22 protein-coding genes are annotated in these 24,722 nt (G+C 64.5%); 8 read left to right on the top strand and 14 right to left on the bottom strand.

All coding sequences use genetic code 11. The annotated features are described in order from the left end of the window. The first annotated feature begins 125 nt into the window (after window positions 1-125). Window positions 126-1,712 (top strand): efflux transporter outer membrane subunit, encoded by a 1,587-nt coding sequence (locus DPV74_RS14815; RefSeq protein WP_119337466.1) that lies wholly within the window; start codon window positions 126-128, stop codon window positions 1,710-1,712. Here DPV74_RS14815 and DPV74_RS14810 read toward each other — a convergent pair. Then, the gene (locus DPV74_RS14810) at window positions 1,693-3,204 is read right to left on the bottom strand and encodes a heavy metal sensor histidine kinase (protein ID WP_119337465.1); all 1,512 of its coding nucleotides are present in this window, start codon (window positions 3,202-3,204) and stop codon (window positions 1,693-1,695) included. The two genes, DPV74_RS14815 and DPV74_RS14810, sit on opposite strands and share 20 nt — an antisense overlap. Further along, window positions 3,201-3,878 carry a heavy metal response regulator transcription factor gene (locus DPV74_RS14805; protein ID WP_021160488.1) on the bottom strand — a complete coding sequence of 226 codons (678 nt, stop codon included), beginning with the start codon at window positions 3,876-3,878 and terminating at the stop codon, window positions 3,201-3,203. Before DPV74_RS14805 ends, DPV74_RS14810 begins: the two co-directional genes overlap by 4 nt. A 199-nt stretch (window positions 3,879-4,077) precedes the next feature. On the opposite strand from DPV74_RS14805, the gene DPV74_RS14800 reads away from it, so the two are divergent. Beyond that, on the top strand, window positions 4,078-4,335 hold the full coding sequence (locus tag DPV74_RS14800) for a DUF4148 domain-containing protein (protein WP_119337464.1): 258 nt from the start codon (window positions 4,078-4,080) through the stop codon (window positions 4,333-4,335). A gap of 274 nt (window positions 4,336-4,609) precedes the next feature. On the opposite strand, the gene DPV74_RS14795 is transcribed toward DPV74_RS14800, so the two are convergent. The 5 genes from DPV74_RS14795 to DPV74_RS14775 all read right to left on the bottom strand — a co-directional run bounded on the left by DPV74_RS14795 (window position 4,610) and on the right by DPV74_RS14775 (window position 11,304). After that, window positions 4,610-5,722, bottom strand: a complete 1,113-nt coding sequence (locus tag DPV74_RS14795; RefSeq protein ID WP_027792879.1) for a Rieske 2Fe-2S domain-containing protein — start codon at window positions 5,720-5,722, stop codon at window positions 4,610-4,612. A 24-nt stretch (window positions 5,723-5,746) separates the two neighbouring features. After that, complete coding sequence (locus DPV74_RS14790; RefSeq protein ID WP_027792880.1) at window positions 5,747-7,447, bottom strand: NAD(P)/FAD-dependent oxidoreductase; 1,701 nt, start codon at window positions 7,445-7,447, stop codon at window positions 5,747-5,749. Between the two features lie 58 nt (window positions 7,448-7,505). Then, window positions 7,506-8,591: a monodechloroaminopyrrolnitrin synthase PrnB family protein gene (locus DPV74_RS14785; RefSeq protein ID WP_060357109.1), complete on the bottom strand. Its 1,086-nt coding sequence runs from the start codon at window positions 8,589-8,591 to the stop codon at window positions 7,506-7,508. After that, window positions 8,591-10,207 carry a tryptophan halogenase family protein gene (locus tag DPV74_RS14780; protein WP_060357110.1) on the bottom strand — a complete coding sequence of 539 codons (1,617 nt, stop codon included), beginning with the start codon at window positions 10,205-10,207 and terminating at the stop codon, window positions 8,591-8,593. The genes DPV74_RS14785 and DPV74_RS14780 overlap by 1 nt, the downstream gene beginning before the upstream one ends. A gap of 497 nt (window positions 10,208-10,704) precedes the next feature. Beyond that, a complete protein-coding gene (locus tag DPV74_RS14775; RefSeq protein WP_027792883.1) occupies window positions 10,705-11,304 on the bottom strand; it encodes a LysE family translocator in 600 nt (199 codons plus the stop codon). A 130-nt stretch (window positions 11,305-11,434) separates the two neighbouring features. Between DPV74_RS14775 and DPV74_RS14770 the strand changes: the two genes are divergently transcribed. Beyond that, complete coding sequence (locus DPV74_RS14770) at window positions 11,435-11,620, top strand: hypothetical protein (RefSeq protein WP_162923040.1); 186 nt, start codon at window positions 11,435-11,437, stop codon at window positions 11,618-11,620. A 250-nt stretch (window positions 11,621-11,870) separates the two neighbouring features. After that, the gene (locus DPV74_RS14765) at window positions 11,871-12,119 is read left to right on the top strand and encodes a hypothetical protein (protein WP_162923039.1); all 249 of its coding nucleotides are present in this window, start codon (window positions 11,871-11,873) and stop codon (window positions 12,117-12,119) included. 145 nt (window positions 12,120-12,264) lie between these two features. On the opposite strand, the gene DPV74_RS14760 is transcribed toward DPV74_RS14765, so the two are convergent. The 3 genes from DPV74_RS14760 to DPV74_RS14750 all read right to left on the bottom strand — a co-directional run bounded on the left by DPV74_RS14760 (window position 12,265) and on the right by DPV74_RS14750 (window position 14,744). Further along, complete coding sequence (locus DPV74_RS14760; RefSeq protein WP_060084751.1) at window positions 12,265-13,203, bottom strand: PLP-dependent cysteine synthase family protein; 939 nt, start codon at window positions 13,201-13,203, stop codon at window positions 12,265-12,267. A 47-nt stretch (window positions 13,204-13,250) separates the two neighbouring features. Further along, window positions 13,251-13,658 (bottom strand): MAPEG family protein, encoded by a 408-nt coding sequence (locus DPV74_RS14755; protein WP_119337463.1) that lies wholly within the window; start codon window positions 13,656-13,658, stop codon window positions 13,251-13,253. A 219-nt stretch (window positions 13,659-13,877) separates the two neighbouring features. Continuing rightward, on the bottom strand, window positions 13,878-14,744 hold the full coding sequence (locus tag DPV74_RS14750) for an NmrA family NAD(P)-binding protein (protein WP_059699618.1): 867 nt from the start codon (window positions 14,742-14,744) through the stop codon (window positions 13,878-13,880). A gap of 208 nt (window positions 14,745-14,952) precedes the next feature. On the opposite strand from DPV74_RS14750, the gene DPV74_RS14745 reads away from it, so the two are divergent. After that, entirely contained in the window at window positions 14,953-15,885 is a 933-nt protein-coding gene (locus tag DPV74_RS14745; RefSeq protein ID WP_119337462.1) for a LysR family transcriptional regulator, read from the top strand. A 76-nt stretch (window positions 15,886-15,961) separates the two neighbouring features. Here DPV74_RS14745 and DPV74_RS14740 read toward each other — a convergent pair whose 3' ends face one another. Then, the gene (locus DPV74_RS14740; RefSeq protein ID WP_119337461.1) at window positions 15,962-16,924 is read right to left on the bottom strand and encodes a GlxA family transcriptional regulator; all 963 of its coding nucleotides are present in this window, start codon (window positions 16,922-16,924) and stop codon (window positions 15,962-15,964) included. 185 nt (window positions 16,925-17,109) lie between these two features. Here DPV74_RS14740 and DPV74_RS14735 point away from each other — a divergent pair, with 185 nt between their 5' ends. Next, window positions 17,110-17,988: an SDR family oxidoreductase gene (locus DPV74_RS14735; RefSeq protein ID WP_119337460.1), complete on the top strand. Its 879-nt coding sequence runs from the start codon at window positions 17,110-17,112 to the stop codon at window positions 17,986-17,988. A gap of 54 nt (window positions 17,989-18,042) precedes the next feature. On the opposite strand, the gene DPV74_RS14730 is transcribed toward DPV74_RS14735, so the two are convergent. Continuing rightward, a complete protein-coding gene (locus tag DPV74_RS14730; RefSeq protein WP_257943092.1) occupies window positions 18,043-19,116 on the bottom strand; it encodes a chitinase in 1,074 nt (357 codons plus the stop codon). An 813-nt stretch (window positions 19,117-19,929) separates the two neighbouring features. Here DPV74_RS14730 and DPV74_RS14725 point away from each other — a divergent pair. Beyond that, window positions 19,930-21,333, top strand: a complete 1,404-nt coding sequence (locus DPV74_RS14725; RefSeq protein ID WP_060084757.1) for a GGDEF domain-containing protein — start codon at window positions 19,930-19,932, stop codon at window positions 21,331-21,333. Window positions 21,334-21,421: 88 nt separating this feature from the next. On the opposite strand, the gene DPV74_RS14720 is transcribed toward DPV74_RS14725, so the two are convergent. After that, window positions 21,422-22,096 carry a lytic polysaccharide monooxygenase auxiliary activity family 9 protein gene (locus DPV74_RS14720; RefSeq protein ID WP_059699683.1) on the bottom strand — a complete coding sequence of 225 codons (675 nt, stop codon included), beginning with the start codon at window positions 22,094-22,096 and terminating at the stop codon, window positions 21,422-21,424. 870 nt (window positions 22,097-22,966) lie between these two features. Here DPV74_RS14720 and DPV74_RS14715 point away from each other — a divergent pair. Further along, complete coding sequence (locus DPV74_RS14715) at window positions 22,967-24,055, top strand: porin (RefSeq protein ID WP_162923041.1); 1,089 nt, start codon at window positions 22,967-22,969, stop codon at window positions 24,053-24,055. 75 nt (window positions 24,056-24,130) lie between these two features. Here DPV74_RS14715 and DPV74_RS14710 read toward each other — a convergent pair whose 3' ends face one another. Then, a complete protein-coding gene (locus tag DPV74_RS14710; protein ID WP_027792893.1) occupies window positions 24,131-24,505 on the bottom strand; it encodes a hypothetical protein in 375 nt (124 codons plus the stop codon). Window positions 24,506-24,722: the final 217 nt, after the last annotated feature.

Raw genomic sequence — 24,722 nt, 5'->3', positions numbered from 1 at the left:
CGGCGCCTCACGCGGTAGCGGCCGCGGCAGCGCCGGCCGCCGTCGCGGCGCCCGCGTCGACGCCGGTTGCGACGTCGACGAAGGCCCGCAGCTGACCGTTCATGACAACTCGCGAGATCTCCACCATGTGCCTCTTTCATCCGCTCCCGTTCGCGCGCCGCGTCGTCGCGCTCGGCATCGCCGCCGCGTTGACCGCATGCTCGACGCTACCCGCCTACTCGCCCCCCGCCGTCGCGGTGCCTGCGCACTATGCGGGCATACCGGCTACGGGCGTACCGGCTTCGGGCGTACCGGCTTCGGGCGTACCGGCTTCGGGCGTACCGGCTTCGGGCGTACCGGCTTCGGCCGCCCCCGTCTCCCAACCCGGCTGGAACGTCGCCACGCCCGCCGATGCCGCGTCGCGCGGCCCGTGGTGGACCGTCTTCGACGACGCCGCACTGAACGCGCTCGAAGCGCGCGTCGACATCTCGAACCAGACCGTGAAGAAAGCCGTCGCCGATCTCCAGCAGGCGCGCGCGATGGTCGGCTACCAGCGTGCGGGGTTTCTGCCGACCGTCACGGCCGGCGTCGCGCAAAGCCGCTCGCGCTTGTCGCAGAACAAGCTCGGCTCGTCGCTCGCCGGCAAGACGACGCCCGACTACCAGGCCGGCGTCGCCGCGAGCTGGGAACCCGACCTGTTCGGCCGCGTGCGCGACGCCGTGACGGGCGCGCAGGCGAATGCCGACGCGAGCGCGGCCGACCTGCAGGCCGTGAGGCTGTCCGTCACGGCCGAGCTCGCGACCGACTATTTCGCGCTGCGCTCGCTCGACACGCAGAAGCAACTGCTCGACGAAACGGTGCGCGCGTATGCCGATGCACTGAAGCTGCTGAAGCAGCAACTCGCGGACGGCGCGATCGACGCGTCGGCCGTCGCGCAAGCCGAGACGCAGCTCGAATCGACGCAGACGCAGGACACCGACATCGATGCGTCGCGCGCGCAACTTCAGCATGCGCTCGCGACGCTGGTCGGCGAAAGCGCGTCGACCTTCACGCTGCCGCCGCGCGTGCAGGCATTCGACGTGCCGGCGATCCCGGCCGGCGTGCCGTCGCAACTGCTCGAGCGGCGGCCCGACATCGCGGCGGCCGAGCGGCGCGTCGCGGCCGCGAACGCGCAGATCGGCGAGGCGCGCGCCGCGTTCTTTCCCGACCTGGTGCTGTCAGCGAGCGCGGGGCTCGAAAGTTCGTTCTTCGCGCCGTGGCTCACCGCGCCGAGCCTGTTCTGGTCGCTCGGCTCGCAGCTCGCCGGCACGCTGTTCGACGGCGGGCGCCGCAGCGCGTCGCTGCAAGCCGCGCATGCGCAGTACGACGGCGTGGTCGCCGATTACCGGCAGACCGTGCTGGCCGCGTTCCAGCAGGTCGAGGATCAACTGTCCGCGCTCGATGCGCTCGCATCGGAAGCGAACAGCCAGCAGCGCGCGACCGACGCGGCCGACCTGTCGCTGAAGCTGACGACCAACCGCTTCAACGCCGGTGCGGTCAGCTATCTCGACGTCGTGACCGCGCAGACGATCGCGCTGTCGAACCGGCGCCTGGCCGACCAGATCGCCGCGCGCCGGATGGAGGCGGCGGTCGCGCTGCTGACGGCGCTCGGCGGCGGCTGGAACAAAGATACGGATATGGATGCGCACGCAACGGCCGCCGCGCACGCGGCCGCTACGCCGTCGGCGTCCTGACGAACGTGAGGATGAAGCGCGTGCCGGCCGCGTCGCTTTCGACGCGTGCGGTGCCGCCGTGCAATTCCATCACCGAGCGCACGATCGCGAGGCCGAGCCCGGCCGTGCCGCCCGGCACGCCGCCGCTGCGCGCGGGGTCGCCGCGCACGAAACGCTCGAAGATGCGCGGCAGCAGCGCGGGATCGATCGGCTCGCCCGGGTTCGCGACGACGACGCGCACCGCATCCGCCGTTTCGTCGACGCTCATCGCGATCACGCCGCCCGCCGGCGTATAGCGCAGCGCGTTGGCCAGCAGGTTGCTGACCGCGCGGCGGAACAGTTCGAGATCGGCGGTCAGTTGCCCGTGCCCGTCGACGCGCAGCGTCGATCCTGCTTCGTCGGCCAGCCCTTCGAAATAACCGGCGATACGCTCCAGTTCGTCATGCACGTCGAACGCACGCTGCCGCGTGACGAAACCCGGATGCTCGGCGCGCGCGAGAAACAGCACGTTCTCGATCATCCGCGCGAGACGGTCGTATTCCTCGAGATTCGATTCGAGCAGCGCCTGGTACTCGTCGGGCGAACGCGGTCGCGCGAGCGCCACCTCGGTCGCGCCGCGCATGTTGTTCAGCGGCGTGCGCAGGTCGTGCGCGAGATCCGCGCTGAATTGCGACAGGTGTCCGAACGCCTGCTGCAGGCGGCCGAGCATCGCGTTCTGCGCGTCGACGAGCGCCGTCAGCTCGCGCGGCGCGCGCGACGCGTCGAGCCGCGTATCGAGCTTGTCGACGGTGATCCGGCCCGTGTTCGCGACGATCTCGCGCAGCGGCGCGAGCGATGTGCGGATCAGCCAGTAGCTGAGCAGCATCGCGAACAGCGCACCCAGGCCGCCGGCGATCTTCAGCCGGTCGCGGTAGCCGTCGAGCATCGCGGCGCGATCGCTCATGTTGCGCGCGATCGCGATCCGGATCGTCGAGTGGTCGCGCAACTGCGCATCGCTGACGACGCCGCGCACGGACACGCCGCCGGCGGCCGTCCAGGTCGCGATCCGGTCGGTGGTGATCCGTTCGTTCGCGGGCACCGGCGTCGCGTGCGGCGGGAACAGCGCGGCATCGGGCAATGCCGGCGGCGCGGGCGAGGTGGGCGAGGTGGGCGTCGATGCGGCTGCCGCCGGCTCGGGCGAGTCCTCGAACCCGGTGCGCTCGACGTTGTGGCGCGCGAGCACGTTGCCCTGCCCGTCGACGACGGCGATCGACAGCGCCGCGTTGCCGAGCACCTGGCTCGTCAGCCGGTCCGCATGCGTGCGCACCGCGTCGAGCGAATCGAGCTCGCCCGCCAGCCGGCGCGTGTGCCGCGCGGCGAGCACGATGTCGAGGTCGTCCTGCGTGCTTACCTGCCGCTCGAGGGCCGTATACACATAGGTGCCGACAAGCGCGAAGACGGCGAGCATGGTCGCGCCGAACGCGAGCGCGAGCGTCGCGCCGATCGAACGGCCGATCAAGCGGCCGAGCGTCATGCGGCGTCCTTCGGTTCGAGCACGTAGCCGACGCCGCGCACCGTATGGATCAGCTTGACCGCGAAATCGTCGTCGATCTTCGCGCGCAGCCGCCGGATCGCGACTTCGACGACATTGGTGTCGCTGTCGAAATTCATGTCCCACACATACGACGCGATCTGCGTGCGACTCAGCACCTCGCCCTGCCGGCGCGCGAGCAGTTGCAGCAGCGAGAATTCGCGCGGCGTCAGGTCGATCCGCACGGTGCCGCGCTTCACGCGACGGCGCACGACATCGATCTCCAGGTCGCCCACCGCGATGCGCTCCGTCTCGCGCGGCGGCCCGCGCCGTGCGAGCGTGCGGATCCGGGCAAGCAGCTCGACGAATGCGAACGGCTTCACGAGGTAGTCGTCGGCGCCGAGTTCGAGGCCGTGCACGCGATCCTGCACGTCGTCGCGCGCGGTCAGGAACAGCACGGGCGTCGCGTGGGTGTCGCGCAGCCGCTTGAGCACACTCCAGCCGTCGAGCACGGGCAGCATCACGTCGAGCACGATCACGTCGTAGCTTTCCTCCTGCGCGAGCGTCAGGCCCTCGCCGCCATCCTTCGCGAGATCGACGCTGAAGCCGGATTCCTCGAGCCCTTTCTTCAGGTACGCGCCGGTCTTCGGTTCGTCTTCGACTATCAGGATGCGCATGGTCGGCTCCGTCGCATGGGGTGGTGACATGCGCCGATGTTACCGGGAAACGCGGCGCGCGAGCCGCATCGTGCAAGCGCGAAACGGGCGGATTACAAAACTGTAATCGGCGGGTCAGCGTTGTGACTGCCGCGGCAACCAGAATGGGATACGTGGGGCCGCCCCACTCGCCCGTTCGTTCAACCACCAGGGAATCGCCATGAAACTCTTCACTGCCTTTGTCGTTGCCGCGCTGAGCCTGCCGTTCGGTACACAGGCCTTCGCCCAGTCCACGCAGGCGCCGCTCACGCGCGCCGAAATCTACCAGCAGCTGATCAATGCCGAAGCCGGCGGCCTGCTGCCGACGGACCGGAACGACTACCCGCCGTCGCAGGCGCAGATCGCGCGCAATCGCCAGCTTTACGCGCGCGCGCATCCCGATGCGGCGCCGGTCACGACGGCATCGGCCGGCTCTTGATCTCCGCATCTGTTCGGCAGCCGGCTGACAGCCGGATCGCGCGCCGACCCGGCGCCTGTCGGCGGATTTCGCGGCGCCCGCAGCCGGGCCCGCGAAATCCTAGTCGCTCAAGCGCTCGAGCGCACCGGCCCGACGGCCGCCCGCCCGTCCGACGACGTGAAACGATGATCGCGAAAAAACGGGCCGTGCTCGGCTCGGGCATGCCGGTCGCATGCCTTTCCGGCGCGATCCTGCTCATTGGCCGGTTCCCGGCCGCCGCCTCACGCCTCGCCGCTCACTCGCGGCGGTGCGGTCGAGCGCCCGTCTCGGCCACGCGGTCGACCCAGCCCCGGTAGAACGCGCGGTACTTGAGCACGAGCTTGTCGTACCTGCTGTACGCGCCGCCGCCGTCCGGCTTCATCCCGTTCCAGATCCTGACGTCGTACCCCGCGGCCTGTCGGGTCTGCAACCCGAACAGCACGTAGTCGGTCGCGCGGCGCAAGACGCCGCCCACCTTCTTGATCGAGATGAGCATGTGCATGACGTTTTTGCCGTCGCTCACCGGCGTCACGCACTGGAGCAGCTTGTATTTGAAGTCTCCGTCCAGCGCGACGGTCATCACGCACCCGCCGGGGTAGCCGTCGAAGTGCAGGTTCATCTGCGACATGTTCAGGCCGAGCGCGCGCGACAGCATGCCGAGGGGCCCGAAGTACCGGTTCACGGTGAAGTCGATCCCGGCACCGAACCACGCGCCCGCCCGGGCCAGCGGCTCGACCTCCGGCCACGGGCGCCAGTCGTCGAACAGCTTGAGTTCGAAGGCCGAGATCGGGAGCGCGTGCACGGGGGTCGCGTGCTGCGCGTCGTAGAAGTTCTCGACGATCCGCAAGACCGCCGTCGTCGTCTCGAACGCGAAGTGCAGGTGCATGAAGTCGCCGTTGTCGACGTCGGCCGCGGCGATTTCGGGCAGCGGGTGCAGCGGCTGCGGGGAGCCGTACCAGACCCACACGTAGCCGTACCGCTCCGCGGTGACCCACGTCGGCTGACGCGCGCCGCGCGGAACGGGCTCCAACTGCCGCACCACCTGGCTGTGCCCGGGGATGTGAACGCACCGGCCCTGCTCGTCGTACCGCCAGTGGTGAAACGGGCACTGGATGCACCCGTCCGTGACCCGCCCGTCGGCCAGGTTCGCGCCGAGGTGCGAGCAGTGGCGGTCCATCACCACCGCCCGCCCGGTCGCGCCGCGCCACGCCACGCACGGACGGCCGAAGAGCGTCAACTCCGTCGGCTTGTCCTTGAGGTCGTCCGAGCGCATCGCGACGTACCAGCTCGCGGCCACGCGCGTGGTCGCGTCATACACCCCCGGGGCTTGCTCCGTGGCGACCGCTTGATCGAATTGAACGTCGTTCATCGTTTTCCTGGCGGTGTCGGCCGGCTACTTCAGCGCCAGGCCGATGCGGGTCGTGATGTACGCCTTGAGCAGCGCGAACATCGGGTTGTAGTCGAAGTACCGTTTCACCTCTGCCGGCGCGCTGGTTTGCGTCCAGTGCATCAGCTTCATCGCCGGCACCAGGCTGTACTTCGAGTTGTTGAGTTGCGGCCTGGCCCCGGTGATGCAGTACCCGAAGCCGAACATCGGCCTGGCGAACTCGCGTTCGTCGATGAGGGCGTGAATCCGCGCCGCGGCCTCCCCGGCCTCCTTGTGCCCGGCGCTCACGGCCTCGACCTCGGCTTTGGCGTCGTTGAACAACTGGTAGTACCCCTCCATGTCCGCGCACAGGTACCCGAGGTACGGAGGGTCGTTGTCCAGGTGATCGAGGTCGCCCTCGTCACGCGACGCGCGGAACCTCGCATGGGCCTGCACGAGCCGGAACTGCCCGAGGATCGTGCCGACCGCCCACAGCCGGTGGAACGCGTCCCACAGGCGGAAGTCCGAGAACGCCGTGTAGCAGCAACTGACGAAGTCGTCGTTGTGGTCCAGGAGCTTCTGCTGCAGGCGCTCGATGTACTCGAAGCGCTCGGGGGAGAAGTCGTCGTCGCGCAGCGCCTTGATGAGGCGCGCCGCGAGCGCATGGATGGTCACCGCGGTGTTCTCGAGCCCCCGGGAGAACAGCGGGTCGATGAACCCGTTCGCATGCAGCATCAGGCAGTAGCGGTCGCCGACGCAGGCGCTTGACGAGAATTGCAGGCGGTCGGTCTTGACCCAGTCGCGCACCGGCACGGCGTCCCGGAACTGCGCCGCGATGCTCGGGAAGCGCGCGAGGAACTCGTCGAATTCCTGCTGTGCGGAAATGTCCGTTTTCGGGTAGACACGCGGGTCGAGTTGCAGGCCGACGCTCACCAGATTGTTGGTCGATCGCGGGTGGTTGTTGAACGGAATCACCCAGAGCCAGCCGCCCGCGAACATGTGATGCAGGGTTCCCTCGTGCCAGCGCCAGCGCTGCCCCTTGACCTTGAAGATGTCGTCGAACGGCTTGACCCCGAGCATGTGCGTGTAAATGCTGCGCGAGTGCGTCTTGAAGCGGCACGGCTCTTCGCGGAGCTTGAACTTGGTCGCGAGCGGCGCGCGCGGCCCGCCGCAATCGATCATGTACCGGCCGGTGAACCGTTCGCCCTGGGCGGTGGTCACCGCGACGCCGTCCTTGTCCGCGTGGTATTCGGTCACGTTCGTCTTCTGGCGCACCGTGCAGCCGTATTTGATCGCGGCCTGCAACAGATAGGCGTCGACGTCTTGCCGGTAATAGTGGCTCTCCGGGCCCCACGGCAGCTCGGGAATCACGCACTGCGTGAATTCCTTCGGGTCGTGCTCCTGGCCGGGCTTGTGGAACACGAAGCCGAAGTTGCGCTTGATGCCCGTGCTCGATGCGACGTAACGCTGCGTCGCGTAGAACGACGTGATGCGGTCGAGCTCCGGAATGCCGTAGCGATCGGCGATGATGCGATTCATCAGGGACGTCTCGGGGATCGACGATTCGCCGATCGTGAAGCGCGGGTGCGACGACTCCTCGATGATCAGCACGCGAAACTGCTGGTTGGCCAGGATCGCCCCCATCTGGGTGCCGGACATGCCCGACCCGAGGATGATCACGTCGAAGTGGTTGCTGTCGCGCCCGTTCGCGGGGCTCTTTTGAGTCATGAGGGCACACTCTCCTTGTGAGATGGAACACATGGCTGCACGCGTCGGGCGTCGGGTGTCAGGGCTCGTCGAGCGCGGCGCGAAGGCGGGACCGCACGGCACGCGTGAGCGTGAGCAGATCGCCGAGCATGCTGGGCGCGTACCCCCCGCTGCCGATCGTCGGGCCGCTTCGCCCGACCTCGTACGCCCGCTCCGCCAATTTGACGTGCGGCGCGCGGAAGCGCAGCAGGATCTCGAAGACCCGGTCGAGGGCGGCCAGCCCGGCCACGACGGGCTCGCCCCGCGCGCCGGTCGCCTGCACCTCGTCGAGCACGCGGTCGACGAGCGACGGCGCCCCGGCGAACCGCGCGTAGATCGCCCCGAATGCGGGAAGCACGTAGGGCAGGTACGTCTCCTTGAACTCCCGATAACCCGGGTGGTCCGATTGCGACCCCCACAGCACGTGCTCCAGCACGAAGAGCGGCATTTCCACCGCACCGGGGCCGAGGTAGCTCCGGCCCCCGACCCGAATCGGTTCGTAGTACGGGCGAAGCTCGTCGTAGAAGACCTGCACCGAGATATAGCGGTAGGCGTAAACGATCGATTCGACCATCTTGTGGAGATAGTCCGCCAGCTCGTCGCACCCTTCGGCGAACGACGGCGACCGCAGGGGCACGTCGTACAGTTCGACGGTCATCCCGATGGCCGCCTCGAGCGCCGCCATCGAGATACGCACGCTCTCGAGCAGGTGCGCTTCGTCGCGCAGCCCGGTGTAGCTCCGCTGCGCGTCGGCCGCCGCGGGGTTCCAGACCGTCACGTGCAGGAGCGTCTCGCGCGGCGGCAGGCCGGTCACGCGCGCCAGGTCGAGCAGCACCGGCTCGAGCCCGGGCACCGCGTCCACGGGCTCGTGGCCGTGCCGCTTGAGCGAGCCCAGGAAGAACCCGATGTCCCGCATCGCGGCGGCGGCTTCGACGAAGCCCCAGTCGGCGGGCACGCCGCGCACCGGGAGGAACTCGCGCAACAGGCCGACGATGCCGGGCACGTCCTTCTGACGGTTCAGGCCCGGCAGTTGCAGAACGAGTGCCCGCGCCCGCAGCGGATCGCAAGCCGCCACCGCGGCGTGCGTCGCCGCGAATGCGCATGCACGGTCCAGGGTGCGCTCCACTACAGGATTTCCGGCGCCGCGAGCGTCGGCCCGGGCTGGCTGCGAGACAGCCCCGCGCCGCCGTCGCGCAGCGACCGCAGGTAGTCGTAGTTCGTCGGCAGGCTCGTCCGCAGACGCTCGGCCTCGCGCCGGATGCGGGCGAACATCGCCTCGGCCTTGTCGATCGACTCCGGCCGGTGCTGCAAGAGCGGCAGCGACCGGTCGGGCAGTAGCCCCAAGCCCGCAAAGATGCAGTAGTAGTTTCCGTTCAACCAGAAGTTCCTGAATTCGTAGTCGAACGTTTCGTAATACGTGGAATCGTCGAACGACGTGGTGGTCAGCGGCAATCCTGCCTTGTAGCGCTGAACCTTCTCCTTGATGGCATCCGAGAGGCGCAGGTCGTGCCGGTTCGCGAGCCAGAACGGCGTGTCGTCGCGCGACGACGTGAAATAGTGCGCCTGGACGAAATCCCGGCAGTCGTCGAACATGTGGACGATCTCGGCGTTGAATGCGTCCGCCAGCCGCGGGTCGAACGAGGTATCGGGGAAGTGCTTCACGAGCTGATAAAGCGCCGCGTAGATGAAGTAGATTCCCGTCGATTCCAGCGGCTCCAGGAAGCACGACGACAGCCCGATCGCGACGCAGTTGTTGACCCACGCCCGCCCGTTGCGCCCGACCCGGAACTTGATCTGGTTGAGCGGCTGCTTGTCCGACAGGCCCCAGAGGTTGAGGAAGTCGGCGGTGGCCTGGTCGCGCGACGTGAACTTGCTCGAGAAGACGTAGCCGCTGCCGAACCGGCCCAGCATCGGAATCTTCCAGGTCCACCCCGCATTCATGGCGATCGCTGAGGTGTACGGCTCGACTCCCACTCGCGCATCGGCGTTCGGCACGGCGCTGGCGACCGCGCTATCGCACAGCAGGTAGTCGGACATGTCGATGAAGGGCTCTTTCAGCGCCTGGTTGATCAGCAGCCCCCGCATGCCGGAGCAGTCGATGAACAGGTCCGCCTCCAGCGTGCGCCCTTCCTTGGTGGACAGGCTGGCGATGTAGCCGCGTTCGTTCAGGTGAACCTGCTCGACCTCGTCGATCACCTGTTTCACCCCGCGCTCGATGGCCCAGCGCTTCAGGAAGTCGGCTACCAGGTGCGCATCGAAGTGCCACGCGTGGGACATCTGGCGGGTACCGTCGGACAGGCACGGTGCGAGCTTGGCGTCGAGCGCCCCGGGCTGCGGGTAGCACGCGTACTCCATCGGCTGCTGGAAACCCTGTTCGCGCTTGCGCATCCAGTAGTGGGTAAGCGGTACACCGTCGCAGTTCGGCACGGTGCCGAACAAGTGGTAGAAGTGATCGTCGCGCGAGCGCTCCGGGGACTTCCTCCAGTTCACGAACTTGATGGCGGCCTTGAACGCGCCGTTCACCTGGGGCATCCACTCCCGCTCCGGTATCCCGAGGAAGTCGAAGAACACCTTCTGCAAACTTGGGATCGTCGCCTCGCCCACGCCGATCCGGGGGATCGCCGCGGACTCGACGAGCGTAATGCTCGTGTGCTGCTGGAGCGCCCGGACGAGGTACGAAGCGGCCATCCAGCCCGCGGTGCCGCCGCCCACGATGACGATATTCTTGATCGGGTTGCTCATGACACGGTTCTCATAGGATTTGAAACCTGAAGGGATGGTGCCGCCTGATCGAGCTGAACTCGTAAATCGTCCGGTAACGCGTCATGAATGGATTGGCTTGCCGATGCGGAAATTGCCATTAACGCATCGAATGCACATGAGACTTCAGCCTTCCGAAATTTTCCATACCGTTCGCGTAACCTGTCCGATACACCTTAACAGCGTTCACGACGGCACACCTCGTAAAGTTTCATATCAATTTTCATTACTCCAAAGAAATATTCAATCCATAAAATATCGTCGAGATATTTTATGGATGAGTATTTACATTTTTAAAAATCAACCATTTCATTTTTAGACAACACACCCATTTATTGTATGAAAACGATAAATGAACTACCCAATTAACGGGAAACGAATAAGGTCGCCACCATTTGCGAAACAATGATGTCGACCCTTGCGCATTTCGGCGAACTTGACCTGCTCCCGGCGATGGGAGGGGTGCTGCCCGACAGGCCTTAGCGATTGAGTACGGAAAACGCCAGCGTGCCCGCGAACATCGCCAGCACGACCGACGCGCCGCGAAGCAGCGTTCCGGTATGGGTGGCCAGCGACCGGCGCGCCGTCAGGACGCCGCCGACGACAAGCCACATCGAACCGATCGTCACGGCAAGCGCCGTAAAGACCGCGATCGAGCAGAGATAGAACGGAACCGATACGAAAGCCTGCGGGGGAAAGATCGCCGTGGCGAACAACAACGCCTTCGGGTTCATGGTCGTCGCGACGAACATGTCGCGAAAGCCGATGGTGCCCGACCGGATGCCCTCAAGGTGCGGGCTTTTCCATAGCTGCAGGGCGAGATAGAAGATGTAGGCCGAACTCCCCAGCTTCAGCACATCGTAAAGCCAGGGCCGCGTGGCCGCGAAGGTCGCCAGGAAGAAACCCCACAGTGATATCGCGAAGCCGTAGCCCGATGCCTCCGCAACCAGGAGTCGCGACGATTGCCGGAAGCCGACCTTGATTCCCGAGGACAGCAACAAGGTATTTGTCGGGCCTGGCGTGGCCAGGACCAGCGAAACGTAGAGTGCCATCTTCAACATCACCTGGAATGTCGGCATCTTGCTTCCTTGGTGTCGATGACGGTCGCCATGCGTCGGGGCGAGCTGTCGTATCGGTTGTGGGTCATTCTGCATTCGGGCTGCTGTCGGCGTTCGCAACAGGCGCCAGCGGTGCCCGGCAACCATGCCAATGGCGATCAAGAGAAAACCAGCCGGGTTCGAGGGGCTTTGGGGAAATGGCGCATTTTTCACGGCATTACCGTTTCGCAGCGAATTGTACGTCGCCGATCCGAATTATGCTGCGCCTGAAAATGCCCGCCTGATATTAAAAATAGACGCAACCAATGTTACTCAATCACACATTTTTTCATGCTGAAAAGTAAAGCGTAACTTTCCGCGCGATTGATTCAATTACGTGTTCTTAATCGTTTAATCGGGTCATGATGATCGAAATGGCTCCAATAGCCCCGACAAGAACCGCGCGGTGAAACAAACGTCACCTGCGCGCCACCCTGAATATGTCACGGGTCAAATCCGCCAATGGCCGGATTCGTATTGGTTCATAACAGGCACCGACCCTGCCGTTCGGCACGCAGACTTTCGCACCATCCACGCCGGCGTCGCTCATGCGCGCCGAAGTCCGCCAGCAACCGATCGATGCCGAAGCCGACACACTGCTGCCGACCAACCGTAACGACTGTCCGCCGTCGCACACGCTCGCGCATCCCGATGCGGCACCGGTCGGTTGTCGATCAACGGTAGACGGCCGCGTCGCAGACGCCGTCCCTTTTCATTCGCTCCACCGCTTTATTATCAGGAATCCTTTCATGTCATCCAGTAGAGCGATGCATCATCCGTGCGTGACGCGGACGTGAGTGAACCCGAGGCCTTCCCGCCAGCACGGCGCCATGCCCGCCACCGGATCATCGGCGTCGTGCCGGTCGCGTTGATCGCCGTTCACCTGCTGCGCCAGACGAAACCGGTCCCGGTGCAAAACGATGCGGCTACGACCAATGGCCGTCAGCCCGTCGTTGGCGCGAACGACTTCAGGTACTTCATGCCGGTGTCGCACATGATCGTCACGATCGTGGCGTCCGGGCCAAGCCGTTCGGCGAGTCGCAATGCGCCAGTTACGTTGGCTCCGGTCGACGTACCGCAGAACAACCCCTCTTCGGCAGCCAGTCGGAACGCCATGGCTCTCGCCTCCTCCGTGGAGACACGCTCGAGCTCGTCAGCAATCCCGTCGCGCCAAAGCGGCACGACATAACCCGCGCCGATCCCGTCGATCTTGTGCGCGCCGGTAGGGCCGCCCGACAGTACCGCGGATTCGGCCGGCTCCACACCGGCGATCCGAATGCGTGCATCGTGTTCGCGCAAGCGCCGCGAGATCCCGCGCAGCGACGCAGCCGTGCCGACGCTCTGGACGAAGCCGTCGAGGCGGCCGCCCGTCTGCTCCCAGATCTCGTCGGCCATCTTCGTATAGGCGTTGAGCTGATCGGTGTTTTCCATCTGCGCCGTGATGTATGCGCCCGTCTCGCCGGCAATTCGATGCGCTTCGCGAATCATGTCCTTCGTCAGCTTCTCGGTTTGCTTGCCGTTGTCGCTGGCGACGAGCGTCAGCTTCGCGCCCAGCAGGCGCATGTGATCCAGCTTTTCCTTCGAGAACGCATCCGATGAAACCAGATGCAGCGGATGCCGCTTGACGGCACACACCAGCGCCAGCGACACACCCGTGCTGCCGCCGGTGTATTCGACCACTGCGCCGCCGGGCTTCAGACGCCCATCCCGCTCGGGAGCTTCGATCATCTCGAGCGCGATCCGATCTTTCATGCTGCCGGTTGGATTCTGGCTTTCGAGCTTGACGAAAAGGCGTGCGCCGTTCTTCGGGACAACGTTTCGCAACGGGACGAGTGACGTGTTGCCGATCGTGTCGAGGATGTTGCCGGGAGTCGATTTCATGGTGACCTCTGAAGTAAGCAGGCAAGTGAAACGCAAGTGCGTGGGGGTCAGCTCGCGTGTCCGAGCAACGCAACAGCGAACGTGAGCGTCGCCGCGAAGCCGGCCAGGAAGGCGATCGTGCGAACAACGGGAATGCCGGCGGCGTAGACCACGTAGTGAACCAACCGGGCACCGAGATAGAGCTTGGCCGCGAACACCGTCGCCGGGCCGCTCGCCCCCGTCATTGCGCACATCAGCACGAGCGGGGCGAACACGGCGAGATTCTCGATCGCGTTCGCATGCGCGCTCCGTGCGCGTTCCGCCCACGGCGGATCGGGCGGACGGGACGGATCGGGATTGTTCAGGGCCGCCATCAGGCCACGCGTCATGATCCTGGCCAGCATGTACGGAATCCACATCAGCAGCGTTGCGAGTGCGGTGAGCGTCAGCAGGTGAAGTTCTGGCGAAAATGTCATCGGATTGGCCTTGTCGTACAGAAGGTGCAGCAGAGATCTGCGGATGCCGGAAACGCTTCGCAGTCTAGACTCGCGACGAGGTCTGATCCATAGTCACAAATGACATTAATAGCGACAATCGCGACACCCGATCGACATGGAATCCGGCAGTCGTTCGACCGCGACGATGCATCGTTGGCGCGTAGCACCAACGCGCCACACGCCGCCCACCGAATTCATTCAGACCGCACGCGACACAAGCTCGCCGAGAACCGTATCCAGTGCGATGCGACCACGCACGATTTCTTCCGGATTACTTTCGAAATCGATCCAGCCTTCGTTGAAGCCGTCCAGCATGCGCATGCGGGGTAGTGGATGTTTCATGCCCTGCGCACGGAACAGCGCTTCCCACGTTCGCCTGTCGACGCCTTCTGCGCGCACCTGCCGGCCCAGAACGCGAGCGAAGGCGAGTGCAAGATCGTCGGGGCTCACGCGGCGCGGGCCCTCGAGCTCGACGACACGCACACCGCGCCAGGTCTGCTGGAGCAGTTCGGCCGCAACGCGACCTACGTCCGCGGTGGCGACCATCGGCACGGGCTTGTCGAGCGGCTGCAGGTAGCTGGCGACGACGCCCTCGTCGCGCGCGGACGCGACGTCCCACGCGGCGTTCTCCATGAACCAGCCGGGCCGCAGGAACGTCACGGGCATCGGCATCTCGCGCAGCGCCTGTTCCATCAGCGTGCGTTGCGTGAGCAGATTGGGCTCGTCAGCCTGTGCACCGATCGTCGACAGGCAAACGACCTTTTCAGGGCGCGCCTTCAGAAGCGCCGCGGACACGGCCTCGATCACCTTCCGCGCCTCGGGAAACCCGGGCTCCGGATCGAACTCCGAAGGCGGCAGGATGAAAACGCCCGCAGCGCCCGTGAACGCGGCGGCGAGCGACGATGGGTCTTCCATGAAGGCAGTCGCAATCTCGCACCCGCGCGCCGCCCACGCCCCTGCCCGCGTCGTGTCGCGCGCGACCGCGCGCACCGGCCGCCCCGCCGCCAGCAGCTCGCTGGCCAATGCGCCGCCGACCTTGCCGGTGATTCCTGTTATCGCATACATGTTCGTTCTCCGTGTGTGAATACGTCGGTCGCATTCTGGCCAAACATCGAGCGAAACAAAACGACATGGATGGAAGCAGATAAGTGACAACGCGTCACTAATTCGGCATGATCGACGCAGACGACCGGCATTGCTGCGCTGTCCGGCGTCGGCGTAGCGGCCTTCAGCGGGTCGCCCGCGATCCGCCACCGTATGCACTCGAACAACCATGAGATCCAGTAGCGAGAAACTGTCCGGCAGCATTAGCGTGTTCGCCGCCGTGGTCGATGCCGGAACGTTTGCGGCTGCGGCCGACGTAATAGGCATGACGCCGCCGGGCGTCAGTCGAGCGATTGCACGACTGGAAAGAAGGTTGAACATCCGGCTTTTCAATCGAACGACGCGGTCGGTGTCGCTGACCGAAGAGGGCCGCAGGTTTTACGAGCAGGTCATGCCGCATCTTGCCGGGCTGGAGGAAGCGGCCGCGGCGGCCGCAGGCGGCGCCTCCGTCGTGCGCGGAAAGCTGCGAATCAATCTGGATCCCGTCGTTTACCGGGCCATTCTCGGGCAACAACTCGATGCGTTCATGGACGCGCATCCCGACCTCGAAATCGAGCTCATCGCGCGAGACAGCCTGGGCGACCTCGTCATGGACGGCTTCGACCTCGCCGTGCGATTCGGCGAACCGCGATCGTCCAGCCTGATTGCGAGAAAGCTGCTCGATACCGGCGTCGTGACGGTCGCGGCGCCCTCGTACATCGCTCGCCGGGGCCGGCCGGCCAAACCCGAGGACCTCGAAAGCCGGAGCCACCGATGCCTTGAATTTCGCAACCCGGAGACAGGCAAGCCGTTCGCCTGGGAATTCCATCGCCGGCGCAAACGCATCGTGGTCGACACCCGGGGGCGCCTCACGGTCAACGATCCGGGCGCCCTGCTCAGCGCGTGCCTCGCCGGTTCCGGCATTGCGCAGATGCTGCTGCTCGGTGCCGAGCCGCTGATCGCCGACGGCCGGTTGATCAATCTCTTTCCCGAGTGGGCCGACGAGCGGTATCCGTTATATGCGTACTACCCATCCCGGCATCACGTGCCGGCCAAGACCCGGGCGTTCCTGGATTTCATGGTCGAACTGACGGGTGTTCACGGGCGCGCCGGCAGGCGCTAGTGCCGTTCCGGCGGCGCCCACGGCCCCTTGGCTCGGCATTCGCCGCGTACGGCACGCCGCTTTTCAAGACCGGACGCTACCGATTGCTGGCACGCAATTCCCGCACCCCACGGCCGAGCCTGCGACGCAACAAGGCCCGCAACGTCGCCGCATCCGCGTAGCCGACCTCGCTTGCAATCGTCTCCAGGTCGTAACCCATCGACACGAGATTCTGCGCCCGTTCGATGCGCAGATCCTGGACGAACGCCAATGGCGACTTCCCAAGTACCGCCTCGGTACGGCGCTGCAGCGTGCGCGGTCCAACGGCCAATGCGGCCGCCGCCGCCTGAAGCGAAAAACCCGTGGAAAGATGCTCGCGCGCCCATCGCTCGAATCGAGCGACCAGCGGATCCGCATGGGCAAGGTAATCCGGAATGATGTATTCGGCCTGCGACGAACGCTTGTCGATCAGCATGAAACGGGCAACGAGCGTGGCCAGTTCGGGACTCGCCTGACGCAGCAACCACAGCGCAAGGTCGAGATGGCCCATGGCCGATCCCGCCGTCACCAGGCGATCCGCGGCGACGACCATGCGTGAATCGTTCAGATCGACCGCAGGATAACGTTGACGAAAGAAGGGCGAGAGCGACCAGGTGGTCGTCGCCTGGCGATGATCCAGAAGCCCGGCTTCCGCCAGCACGAACGTACCGATGCAAGCGGCGGCGACGCCGACGCCATCGGCATGCCACGCCCGAAGGTGCGCCATTGCATCGCGCACGTCCGGACGCTCCAGCGCCTCGATCAGGCGCTCCGGCTGCCTGATGCCAGGCGCGGGCACGACCACCCAGTCGGCATGGCGTGCGCTGCTTGCGGGCTCCGCCAGCATGGACAGTCCGTGCGCGGTACGGACGCGTCTGCGTACGCCGACCACTCCGACGTCGAAGGGCGGCGCGGCAAAGCCCTGAGCGGCAGCCAGTTCGTTGGCCATCGCGAAGGTATCCAAAAGCACCGTCAGGCCGGTGTCGAACAGCCCTTCGAGCGCCAGAATGGACAATCTCATGTCGTAAACGCATCCATTAATGTCATTTGCGACTATAGCCCGCTTTCCGTGAAAAACCTAGACTGCACCGCAATGCGGCGAAGAGTTCTCCAATGACGTCGCCCATTTCATCTCGACCGCGCCGGACATGCTCGCGCTGATTCGGTTGCGGCTCTCCAACCTTGTTTTGCTGGAACACACTCGACATGTCCAAAACTATTCTGATAACCGGCGCCAGCAGCGGCTTCGGCCGCGACACTGCAGAAGGGCTCTCGGCGGCCGGGCACCGGGTATTCGCGTCGATGCGCGACATCGCCGGCCGAAACCGGCCGCATGCCGATGCCCTTCAAGCGAAAGGCATGCACGTCATCGAACTGGATGTGGCGGACGATGCGTCCGTCGAGCGAGGCGTGGCTTCCGTGCTGGAAAATGCCGGGCATCTCGACGTCCTCGTCAACAACGCAGGTATCGGATCAGCGGGTATTTCCGAGGCGTTCACGACACAGCAGGTACAGGCGCTCTTCGACGTGAATGTATTCGGCATCCAGCGAACGTCGAGGGCGGTACTGCCGACCTTCAGGAAACAGGGCGAAGGCCTGATCGTGAACATCGGCTCGATACTCGGCCGCGTGACGTTTCCGTTCTTCGGTCTCTATGGCGCATCGAAGTTCGCGCTCGAAGCGTTGACCGACAGCTACCGCTACGAGTTGTCGACGTCGGGCATCGCCGTCGTTCTCGTTCAACCCAGCAACTATCCGACGAATATTTTCGCCAGCGCGCAGCGGCCCGCCGACGCCGCGCGCGTACCCGGCTACGGCGAGGCCGGTGCGATTCCGGACAAGATGGTGGAGACGCTCATGGCGCTGTTCGCGAGCGACCACGCGCCGAACCCGCACGACGTCGCCGACGCGATCGTGCAGCTTGTCGCACAAGCCAACGGTACTCGCCCGCCGCGTTTGATCGTGGGCGAGTCATTCGGCGCTGACGCCCTCAACGCCCAAGCGGCATCGATTCAGGCGCAGGTGCTCGAGGGCCTCGGGCTGGCACACCTCGCCGAGCCGAAAGGGCGATCCGCCGCGGCCTGAAGGTACGGTCGACGCGGAAGCCGACACCGATCCGGCGCGCTGCCCCCGCTTCGTTCAATTGCCGGGCGCGAGGTCGTTGGCAAACCGGTTCGTATAACCGAGCGTACCGACGCCGCCGATGGAGTTGCACGTCGACGATGCGGCGCCGGGCGGACAATCGACGTCACGGTCGAACGACCAGAAGTGGACACCCACGAGGCCATTCTGTTTCACGAACTGCGCAACGGTGTCCGCATCCGCCGGCGTAAAGGTTTCGCCGCTCACATCGTTGCCGCCGATCATCGGCGTCAGCTCGATCTGGCTGTACGGTACGCCCCAGTGATCGTGCAGGTTCATCGCCGCCTGGATCGCCGACTGTCCCATCTGGCAGGTGCCGTTCGCGACCACGCAGTTCCCGGCCCCCGCCGACCCGTAGTCCATCGTCATCAGGTCGATGGTGTAGTTCTTCAGGCCGTACGCCTGGATCGCCTGCATGACCCAGTCTCCGTACACGTTGAAGCTGTCGGGGGCGCTGGCGCCCCAGGAGCCGGCCGTGGTCGCGCCCTGCTGGGAAGGGGCCAGTGTCGCGAGCGTAAAGCTGAAGCGCAGGCCGGGATAATTCTGCTGGGCGACCGCCACGCGCCGGACGAGATCGTCGATCACCTGTTGTGTCTGCCCGCCCTCGATATCGAAGTCGATCCCGATGAGGTTGCTCGATGCATAACGATTGATGAAGGCCGCCATGCCCGCATCCGACCCGCACGTGAACATGCCGGCCGCGCCGCCGGTGGAAATCACGTAATTCACATTGGCAGCAGTGAAAAGCGGCACGTTGGCGGCCGCCATCGCGCCGCCGTCGACGCCCGCCCAGTTCTCGCTGCCGCATTCGCCGGTCGCAAACGCGAGCGTCAGCGTACGGACACCGGCTGGCAGCACCGACAGCACCGGGCGCATCTGACCGGTGACGTTCGACGAGATGACGTTCGTGTTCCAGTTCATCGAAATCGTCGCGTCCTTGTACGGGCTATAAACGAATGCCGGCGCCGTGCCGGTACCCGTCCCGGCTGCACCGGCGGTGCCGGTGCCGGTGCCGAAGGACGACCATGCCAGCAGAAGCGCCAGCGCGCCCTTCAAGGTCGATCGCTGCATGATTCCGGATCGGTTGCTCTTCATGTTCACGCCCTCATCGCGTTTTACGCATTGCCGGCATCGGTCTTTCACGCGATACATGCCGGGTAAGATTTCAGGAAGACGCGCTCCGTCCACACGGGCGTAACGAAAACCCGCCACGTCATGCGGACGGCAAGCGTCTGCACCATTGATACGGACTACCGAATCAGCATCGTGATCAGATCAGCCTTTCGACTCCTCCACCCGGTGGCTTCCACTTTCGATTGACAACGCTCCGCCCAGGTCGAATTCAAGAGAAATCAACCTTACAAATTGCCGTCCGAAGACAAATTTCGATATTGATTTTGTTTTTATATCTACGACGGAAAAAACTGCGACTTCGGTCTATGCTGGTGAAGCATGTACACGCCACTTTCGCGCAAGACCGGATGCCCGTCACAAGCGCGATGCAGGCGGTACGTGAAGCCGTCACGCAGGCTTGGGATAGCGTGCCTGCCGCGCGGCGGCGGATACCGGTCTTTCGACGGCCGATGTAGTGATGCTTCAATCCGACGCCTGCGTTTCGATTGGTTATACTACATAATCGTCAGGCATCAACCTTTGAATCGAGTATTTTCACCCATATCGAAACCAGAAATATTCACGCGATCGCATTGCCATATTGCAATTATCGCCATTCGATAATTTAACCGGATATCCCGCAGCCATTTGGCTGATTGTTCAAAACAACGAAATTCAGGCGACGCGATCTGGCTTCATCGTATTGGCTGCCGACCCGCGATGACGTCACGTAGCCGTCCTTGATGCATCCACCGAACCCGGAGGCCGAACATGACTGTCGATCTCGCCCCCCAAGCGTCGACCCGCACCGCCCAACTGGTCACCCGGGTGTACGCGAGGCTCCTGCTGGTCGGCTTCGCGCTGCTGCCCGCCTATCTGATCGCCTACCTGTACTTCTTCCAGGACCCGTCGCTGAAATTCGAGAATCACGCCTTTCACGAGCTGGCGATCGCGGCCGCCACGCTCGAAGGCGCGTTCGTCACGTATGTCTGCTGGCGCTGCTATCGCCTGTCGGGTGAGCCGTTGCTTCGCTGGCTTACGCTGGGCTTTCTGGGCTTTTCCGTCATCTATGCGTTGCACGGCCTGTTCACCGGCATGGCGCATCACAACATCTGGCTGTTCCTGCTGTACGGGCCGGCATCGCGCCTGACCATGTCGATCCTGATCCTTGTCGGGCAGCTCACCTATAGTCACAAGGCCGACAGCGCAACGACCCGCGCCGATCCCCGCATCTGGTTGCCCTGGCTCGCGCTGTTCGGACTCGTCGACGTCGCGGTCGCCGTGATCGCCTTCTCGCCGGTGGCCGGCCACCTGTGGGTGCGCCTGTCGATGGAAGGCGGCGCACTGCTGCTCTCGGCCGTGAACGTCGTTGCACTGGTCGTACGCCGCATCCGCTCGCCACTGATGACGATCTACGGCATTTCGGTCACGTCGTTCGCACTCTCGTCGCTCGCCTTCATCCTCGGGCGGCCGTGGAATCACATGTGGTGGCTCGCGCATGCGATTTTCGCAGCCGGCTTCTTCCTGCTCAGTTTCGGCGTGGTGCAGGCCTTTCAAACGACCCGTTCGTTTTCGAAGATCTACAGCCAGGCAGAACTGTTTGCCCGGTTGAGGGACGCGATGGCCAGGACGGAGCGTGCGTTGCAGGCGCTGCAACGGACCAACGAAAAGCTCGAACACCTGGCGGCCACGGACCCGCTCACGGGCGCGACCAACCGGCGGCAATTCATCGAAAGCGTGGAAGCGGAAATCAACCGGGCCAAGCGCAACGGCGCGCCGTTCTCGCTGCTCGCGCTCGACCTCGACCACTTCAAGGCGATCAACGACAGTTACGGGCATCAGGCGGGCGATCAGGTGTTGCAACGCTTCGTCGACAAATGCACCGATGCGATCCGGCCGTACGATGGCGTCGCGCGGGTAGGCGGCGAGGAATTCATGGTGCTGCTGCCGCAAGCCGCGCTGGACACGGCCCGGTCGATCGGCGAGCGCATCCGCGCGGCAATCGCCGGCGCGCCGTTCGAAGCTGGCATCGGCGAACCGATCAAGGTCACCGTGAGTGTCGGCGCCTCCGAATTCGGCCGGGACGGCGAGACGATCGACGCGATCCTGCGCAAGGCCGACGAACGCCTGTACCGCGCGAAGCATCAAGGCCGCAACCAGGTGGTCGCCGGGTAAGCCGGTTGCCGTGTCAGTGACGCTCACCGCATCCCTCACACGGGTTCTTCAACTCATGACGCGCCGGGCGCGTCATGTCGCGGCCGGATCAGAACGGGCTGCGTGTCGTATCGCCATTGGTGAAGATCGCGTCGACGACCTGATAGAACGCCATCGCCGTATCCGCGACTTCCCAGACTGCAAGGATGACGTGGTAGCCGCTACGCATCGGCAGCCGGCACGCGTGAATGGTCGGCTGCTGGGGCACCAGGTTCGCGTTCGGGTTCCAGTATGGCTGGCCGGGATTCTGGATCGTGCAGAACGGCGTGGGCTCGAACTGCGCGCGCGTGAGCTTTTCCGACGGGTTCCAGTCGGCGCGTGTAATGAAGTAGTTCCAGCGACGCGTCTTGTGCACGGCGCTGAATTCCCATTTGAAATTCTGCACCGCGCCCGGCCGTAGCGGGATCTTCTGCCAGCGGCCCGGCGACTGCTCGTTCAGCACGGGCAGCGGGCCATTCGTGCTGGCGCCGGCGATTTCGCCGTCCTTCGGTGGTGCGGCATTCTTCGCGTCGTCCGGCGCGAACGGATCCGACAGGCCGCTTTGCGTCGCGGGGAAGAACTTGCCGTTCTCCATCGCGTTAGCGTGCCACGCGTCGACAGGGCAGTTCGGATTCTGGCCTTGCGTGCACAGCACGATGCGCGAAGGCGGTTCGGTCAAACGGCCGTGCGCGTGCGCACCGGCCGCCGCGACCAGCAGTGCCGCACCGGCCAGCGCGCGTGGCATGACGGAAGCAACGTATCTGCGGATGTTCTTGTTCATGAGCCCTCTCATGGCATGAATGTCGAAACGGATATGCGCACATCGAGCCCGTCGCAGGATTCCGCGAAGAGATTCCTGTCGACGCGTCGTCGCGCATGCTGATCGGCGAAAGCGGCGGTCGAATGAAACCGCGGCAAGCAATGATCAATCGCCGCACTTCCTGACAAATCACTTTCACCGAGTCGAACCTTATCCGCAAAAACCGGAAAAATAAACGTCCGTCATTGATAATCATTTGATTCGCGGCATCGAATCATCCATTCCTGGTTTCTTCGCCCTTCAACCCTGACGTAACGCGGATTCTGGCGTTTGACGATCGTGAATGATCGATCCCGGCATTTCGCGTTCGGAAGCCACCGGAATGGCCGCCTACATTGCTCAATAATTTGATTCGTCGATTGATATTTGAATTGGATCAAACCCGCCAATCATTCAAAATCCGGATCGGGATGAATTATTATTTTGCTGAAAATTGCGCCTGATCTGAAAATAGCTCGCAGGCCATCGTCGACCGGGAGCCTCCAGATCCGGGCATATTCAAACGCTGGCGCGCTGCGCATCGATGTCGTCAATGTCGGTCACGTTGCGAAGCGCGGAGTCATCCCCCCAAGCCCCCACCCCGAAGCGAACAACCCACAGCGCCCAACACCCGCGTTGTCGACCGCCCACAGGCACGAAACCAACGCAAAAACTGAAAGACTGAATTGCCGATCCGCACGCTTTTGACGCAGCTATATTCTCGACGACCAGCCCTTTAAACAAGGACTGCGAACAATATCCGTCAACCTACGTTCGAGACCTTCATCCATGAATAAAACGACACGGCTGCTGCGCATGACGTGCGCACTCGCCTGCTGCGGCCTGTTCTCCCACGCGCATGCGCAAAGCAGCGTCACGCTGTACGGCGTCATCGACACCGGGATCGACTTCGCGTCGAACGTCGACGGCCAGCACCTGTGGCAGATGGCGAGCGGCGTCAGCGCCGGCAGCCGCTGGGGGCTGCGCGGCAAGGAAGATCTCGGTGGCGGGCTCGCCGCGATCTTCGATCTCGAAAGCGGCTTCAATTCCACGAACGGCGGGCTCGGCAGCGGCCTCGCGTTCTCGCGCAACGCTTACGTCGGGCTGTCCGACCAACGCATGGGCACGCTGACGCTCGGCCGGCAGTGGGATCCGATCGTCGACCTGATCGAGCCGTATTCGCTGAACGACTATTACGGGGGCTGGTATTTCTCGCACCCGAACGACATGGACAACCTCGACAACGGTTTCGCGATCAGCAATGCCGTGAAATACACGAGCCCGACGATCGCCGGCTTCACCGCCGAGGCGCTCTACTCGTTCGGCGGGCAGCCCGGCCGCTTCTCCGACAACGCCGCGTACAGCGCGGCGCTCGCGTACACGAACGGGTCGTTCTCGGCCGGCGTCGGCTACCTGCGCGTCAACGATCCGGAGCAGGCTGTGCAGAGCTACCAGAACGGCGGCGGATACACGAACGCGGTGTACGGCGACGCGCTCATGAACGCGCGCAGCCAGAACATCTTCGCGGCCGGCGCGTCGTACCAGATCGGCAACGTCAAGCTGATGGGCAACTTCACCAACGTCGATTTCCAGCAAGGTGACGACGCGCAGGACGTGAAGTTCCAGAACTACGAGATCGCCGGCACGCTCGCCGCCACGAGCCAGCTCAACTTCGGCCTCGGCTATACCTACACGACCGGCCGCGACCATGCGACCGGCCAGGAACCCGACTACCGGCAACTGAACGCGAGCGCCGAGTACGAGCTGTCGAAGCGCACGGCGATCTATGCACTCGCGGCACTGCAGATGGCGTCGGGCGGCGCCGTCGCGCAGGTCGCGGGCTTCGATCCGTCGTCGAGCGGCCGGCAGGCGGTCGGCCGGATCGGGCTGCGCCACACCTTCTAGGCGATCGCGCGAAGGGGCCGGCTTCCCGTGTACCGGAAGCGGGCCCCGGCCGGCGCGATCGACCCACGCGCCGAATCAGTTCGGCAGGCTGACCACCATCTGCTCGTCCTCGAGCAGTTGCGTGAGCGACCCGTGCAGACGCTCGAGGCTCCGCGGCGGCAGCGCGAAACTCGCCCAGCCGAGCCCCGTGTGCCGCAGCAACAGCACCGCGCCGCCGTACAGCGGATGGCGCTCCGCATACCAGCACGGGTCCATCTCCGTCACGAACTGCTGCGCGCGCGGCGGCATCTCGGGCACGGCCGGCTGCATCGACGCGCGCAACAGGCTCAGATACTGGATGACCGCGTCGACGTCCTCCGGATCGAGCACCGCGGCGCCCCGTTCGACCGACACCAGCACCACCGGCTTGCCGTGCTCCTGGATCATCTTGATACTCAGCGGCTGCGTCATTATTGCGTTCCTCGTGGCTACTCGTATCGGCCCATTATCGGCAGCCGCGTCGCGCGCGCACCTGAAGATTTGATGCAGCTTCATGAATTTATTTTTAGGTTGACTGCCGTTGCGACAATCGCGTATTCGCCGTCACGACGCACGACGATCTCGATGGCAGGGTCGATACCTTCGACGACACGCGTGTTCAGTGAATCGCAGTGTCAGGCGAGAATGC

The organism is Burkholderia sp. HAN2018 (assembly GCF_024704855.1).
Classification (GTDB): Bacteria; Pseudomonadota; Gammaproteobacteria; order Burkholderiales; family Burkholderiaceae; genus Burkholderia; species Burkholderia cepacia.
Note: the sequence above shows the minus strand (reverse complement) of the source record. Positions and strands in the feature narration are given on the sequence as shown.

Excerpts from the sequence above, each read along its gene's own strand:
- DPV74_RS14815 (WP_119337466.1), top strand. The coding sequence starts at position 126 with ATGTGCCTCTTTCATCCGCTCCCGTTCGCGCGCCGCGTCGTCGCGCTC.
- DPV74_RS14810 (WP_119337465.1), bottom strand. The coding sequence starts at position 3,204 with ATGACGCTCGGCCGCTTGATCGGCCGTTCGATCGGCGCGACGCTCGCG.
- DPV74_RS14805 (WP_021160488.1), bottom strand. The coding sequence starts at position 3,878 with ATGCGCATCCTGATAGTCGAAGACGAACCGAAGACCGGCGCGTACCTG.
- DPV74_RS14800 (WP_119337464.1), top strand. The coding sequence starts at position 4,078 with ATGAAACTCTTCACTGCCTTTGTCGTTGCCGCGCTGAGCCTGCCGTTC.
- DPV74_RS14795 (WP_027792879.1), bottom strand. The coding sequence starts at position 5,722 with ATGAACGACGTTCAATTCGATCAAGCGGTCGCCACGGAGCAAGCCCCG.
- DPV74_RS14790 (WP_027792880.1), bottom strand. The coding sequence starts at position 7,447 with ATGACTCAAAAGAGCCCCGCGAACGGGCGCGACAGCAACCACTTCGAC.
- DPV74_RS14780 (WP_060357110.1), bottom strand. The coding sequence starts at position 10,207 with ATGAGCAACCCGATCAAGAATATCGTCATCGTGGGCGGCGGCACCGCG.
- DPV74_RS14775 (WP_027792883.1), bottom strand. The coding sequence starts at position 11,304 with ATGCCGACATTCCAGGTGATGTTGAAGATGGCACTCTACGTTTCGCTG.
- DPV74_RS14770 (WP_162923040.1), top strand. The coding sequence starts at position 11,435 with ATGGCGATCAAGAGAAAACCAGCCGGGTTCGAGGGGCTTTGGGGAAAT.
- DPV74_RS14765 (WP_162923039.1), top strand. The coding sequence starts at position 11,871 with ATGCGCGCCGAAGTCCGCCAGCAACCGATCGATGCCGAAGCCGACACA.
- DPV74_RS14760 (WP_060084751.1), bottom strand. The coding sequence starts at position 13,203 with ATGAAATCGACTCCCGGCAACATCCTCGACACGATCGGCAACACGTCA.
- DPV74_RS14755 (WP_119337463.1), bottom strand. The coding sequence starts at position 13,658 with ATGACATTTTCGCCAGAACTTCACCTGCTGACGCTCACCGCACTCGCA.
- DPV74_RS14750 (WP_059699618.1), bottom strand. The coding sequence starts at position 14,744 with ATGTATGCGATAACAGGAATCACCGGCAAGGTCGGCGGCGCATTGGCC.
- DPV74_RS14745 (WP_119337462.1), top strand. The coding sequence starts at position 14,953 with ATGAGATCCAGTAGCGAGAAACTGTCCGGCAGCATTAGCGTGTTCGCC.
- DPV74_RS14740 (WP_119337461.1), bottom strand. The coding sequence starts at position 16,924 with ATGAGATTGTCCATTCTGGCGCTCGAAGGGCTGTTCGACACCGGCCTG.
- DPV74_RS14735 (WP_119337460.1), top strand. The coding sequence starts at position 17,110 with ATGTCCAAAACTATTCTGATAACCGGCGCCAGCAGCGGCTTCGGCCGC.
- DPV74_RS14730 (WP_257943092.1), bottom strand. The coding sequence starts at position 19,116 with ATGCAGCGATCGACCTTGAAGGGCGCGCTGGCGCTTCTGCTGGCATGG.
- DPV74_RS14725 (WP_060084757.1), top strand. The coding sequence starts at position 19,930 with ATGACTGTCGATCTCGCCCCCCAAGCGTCGACCCGCACCGCCCAACTG.
- DPV74_RS14720 (WP_059699683.1), bottom strand. The coding sequence starts at position 22,096 with ATGCCACGCGCGCTGGCCGGTGCGGCACTGCTGGTCGCGGCGGCCGGT.
- DPV74_RS14715 (WP_162923041.1), top strand. The coding sequence starts at position 22,967 with ATGACGTGCGCACTCGCCTGCTGCGGCCTGTTCTCCCACGCGCATGCG.
- DPV74_RS14710 (WP_027792893.1), bottom strand. The coding sequence starts at position 24,505 with ATGACGCAGCCGCTGAGTATCAAGATGATCCAGGAGCACGGCAAGCCG.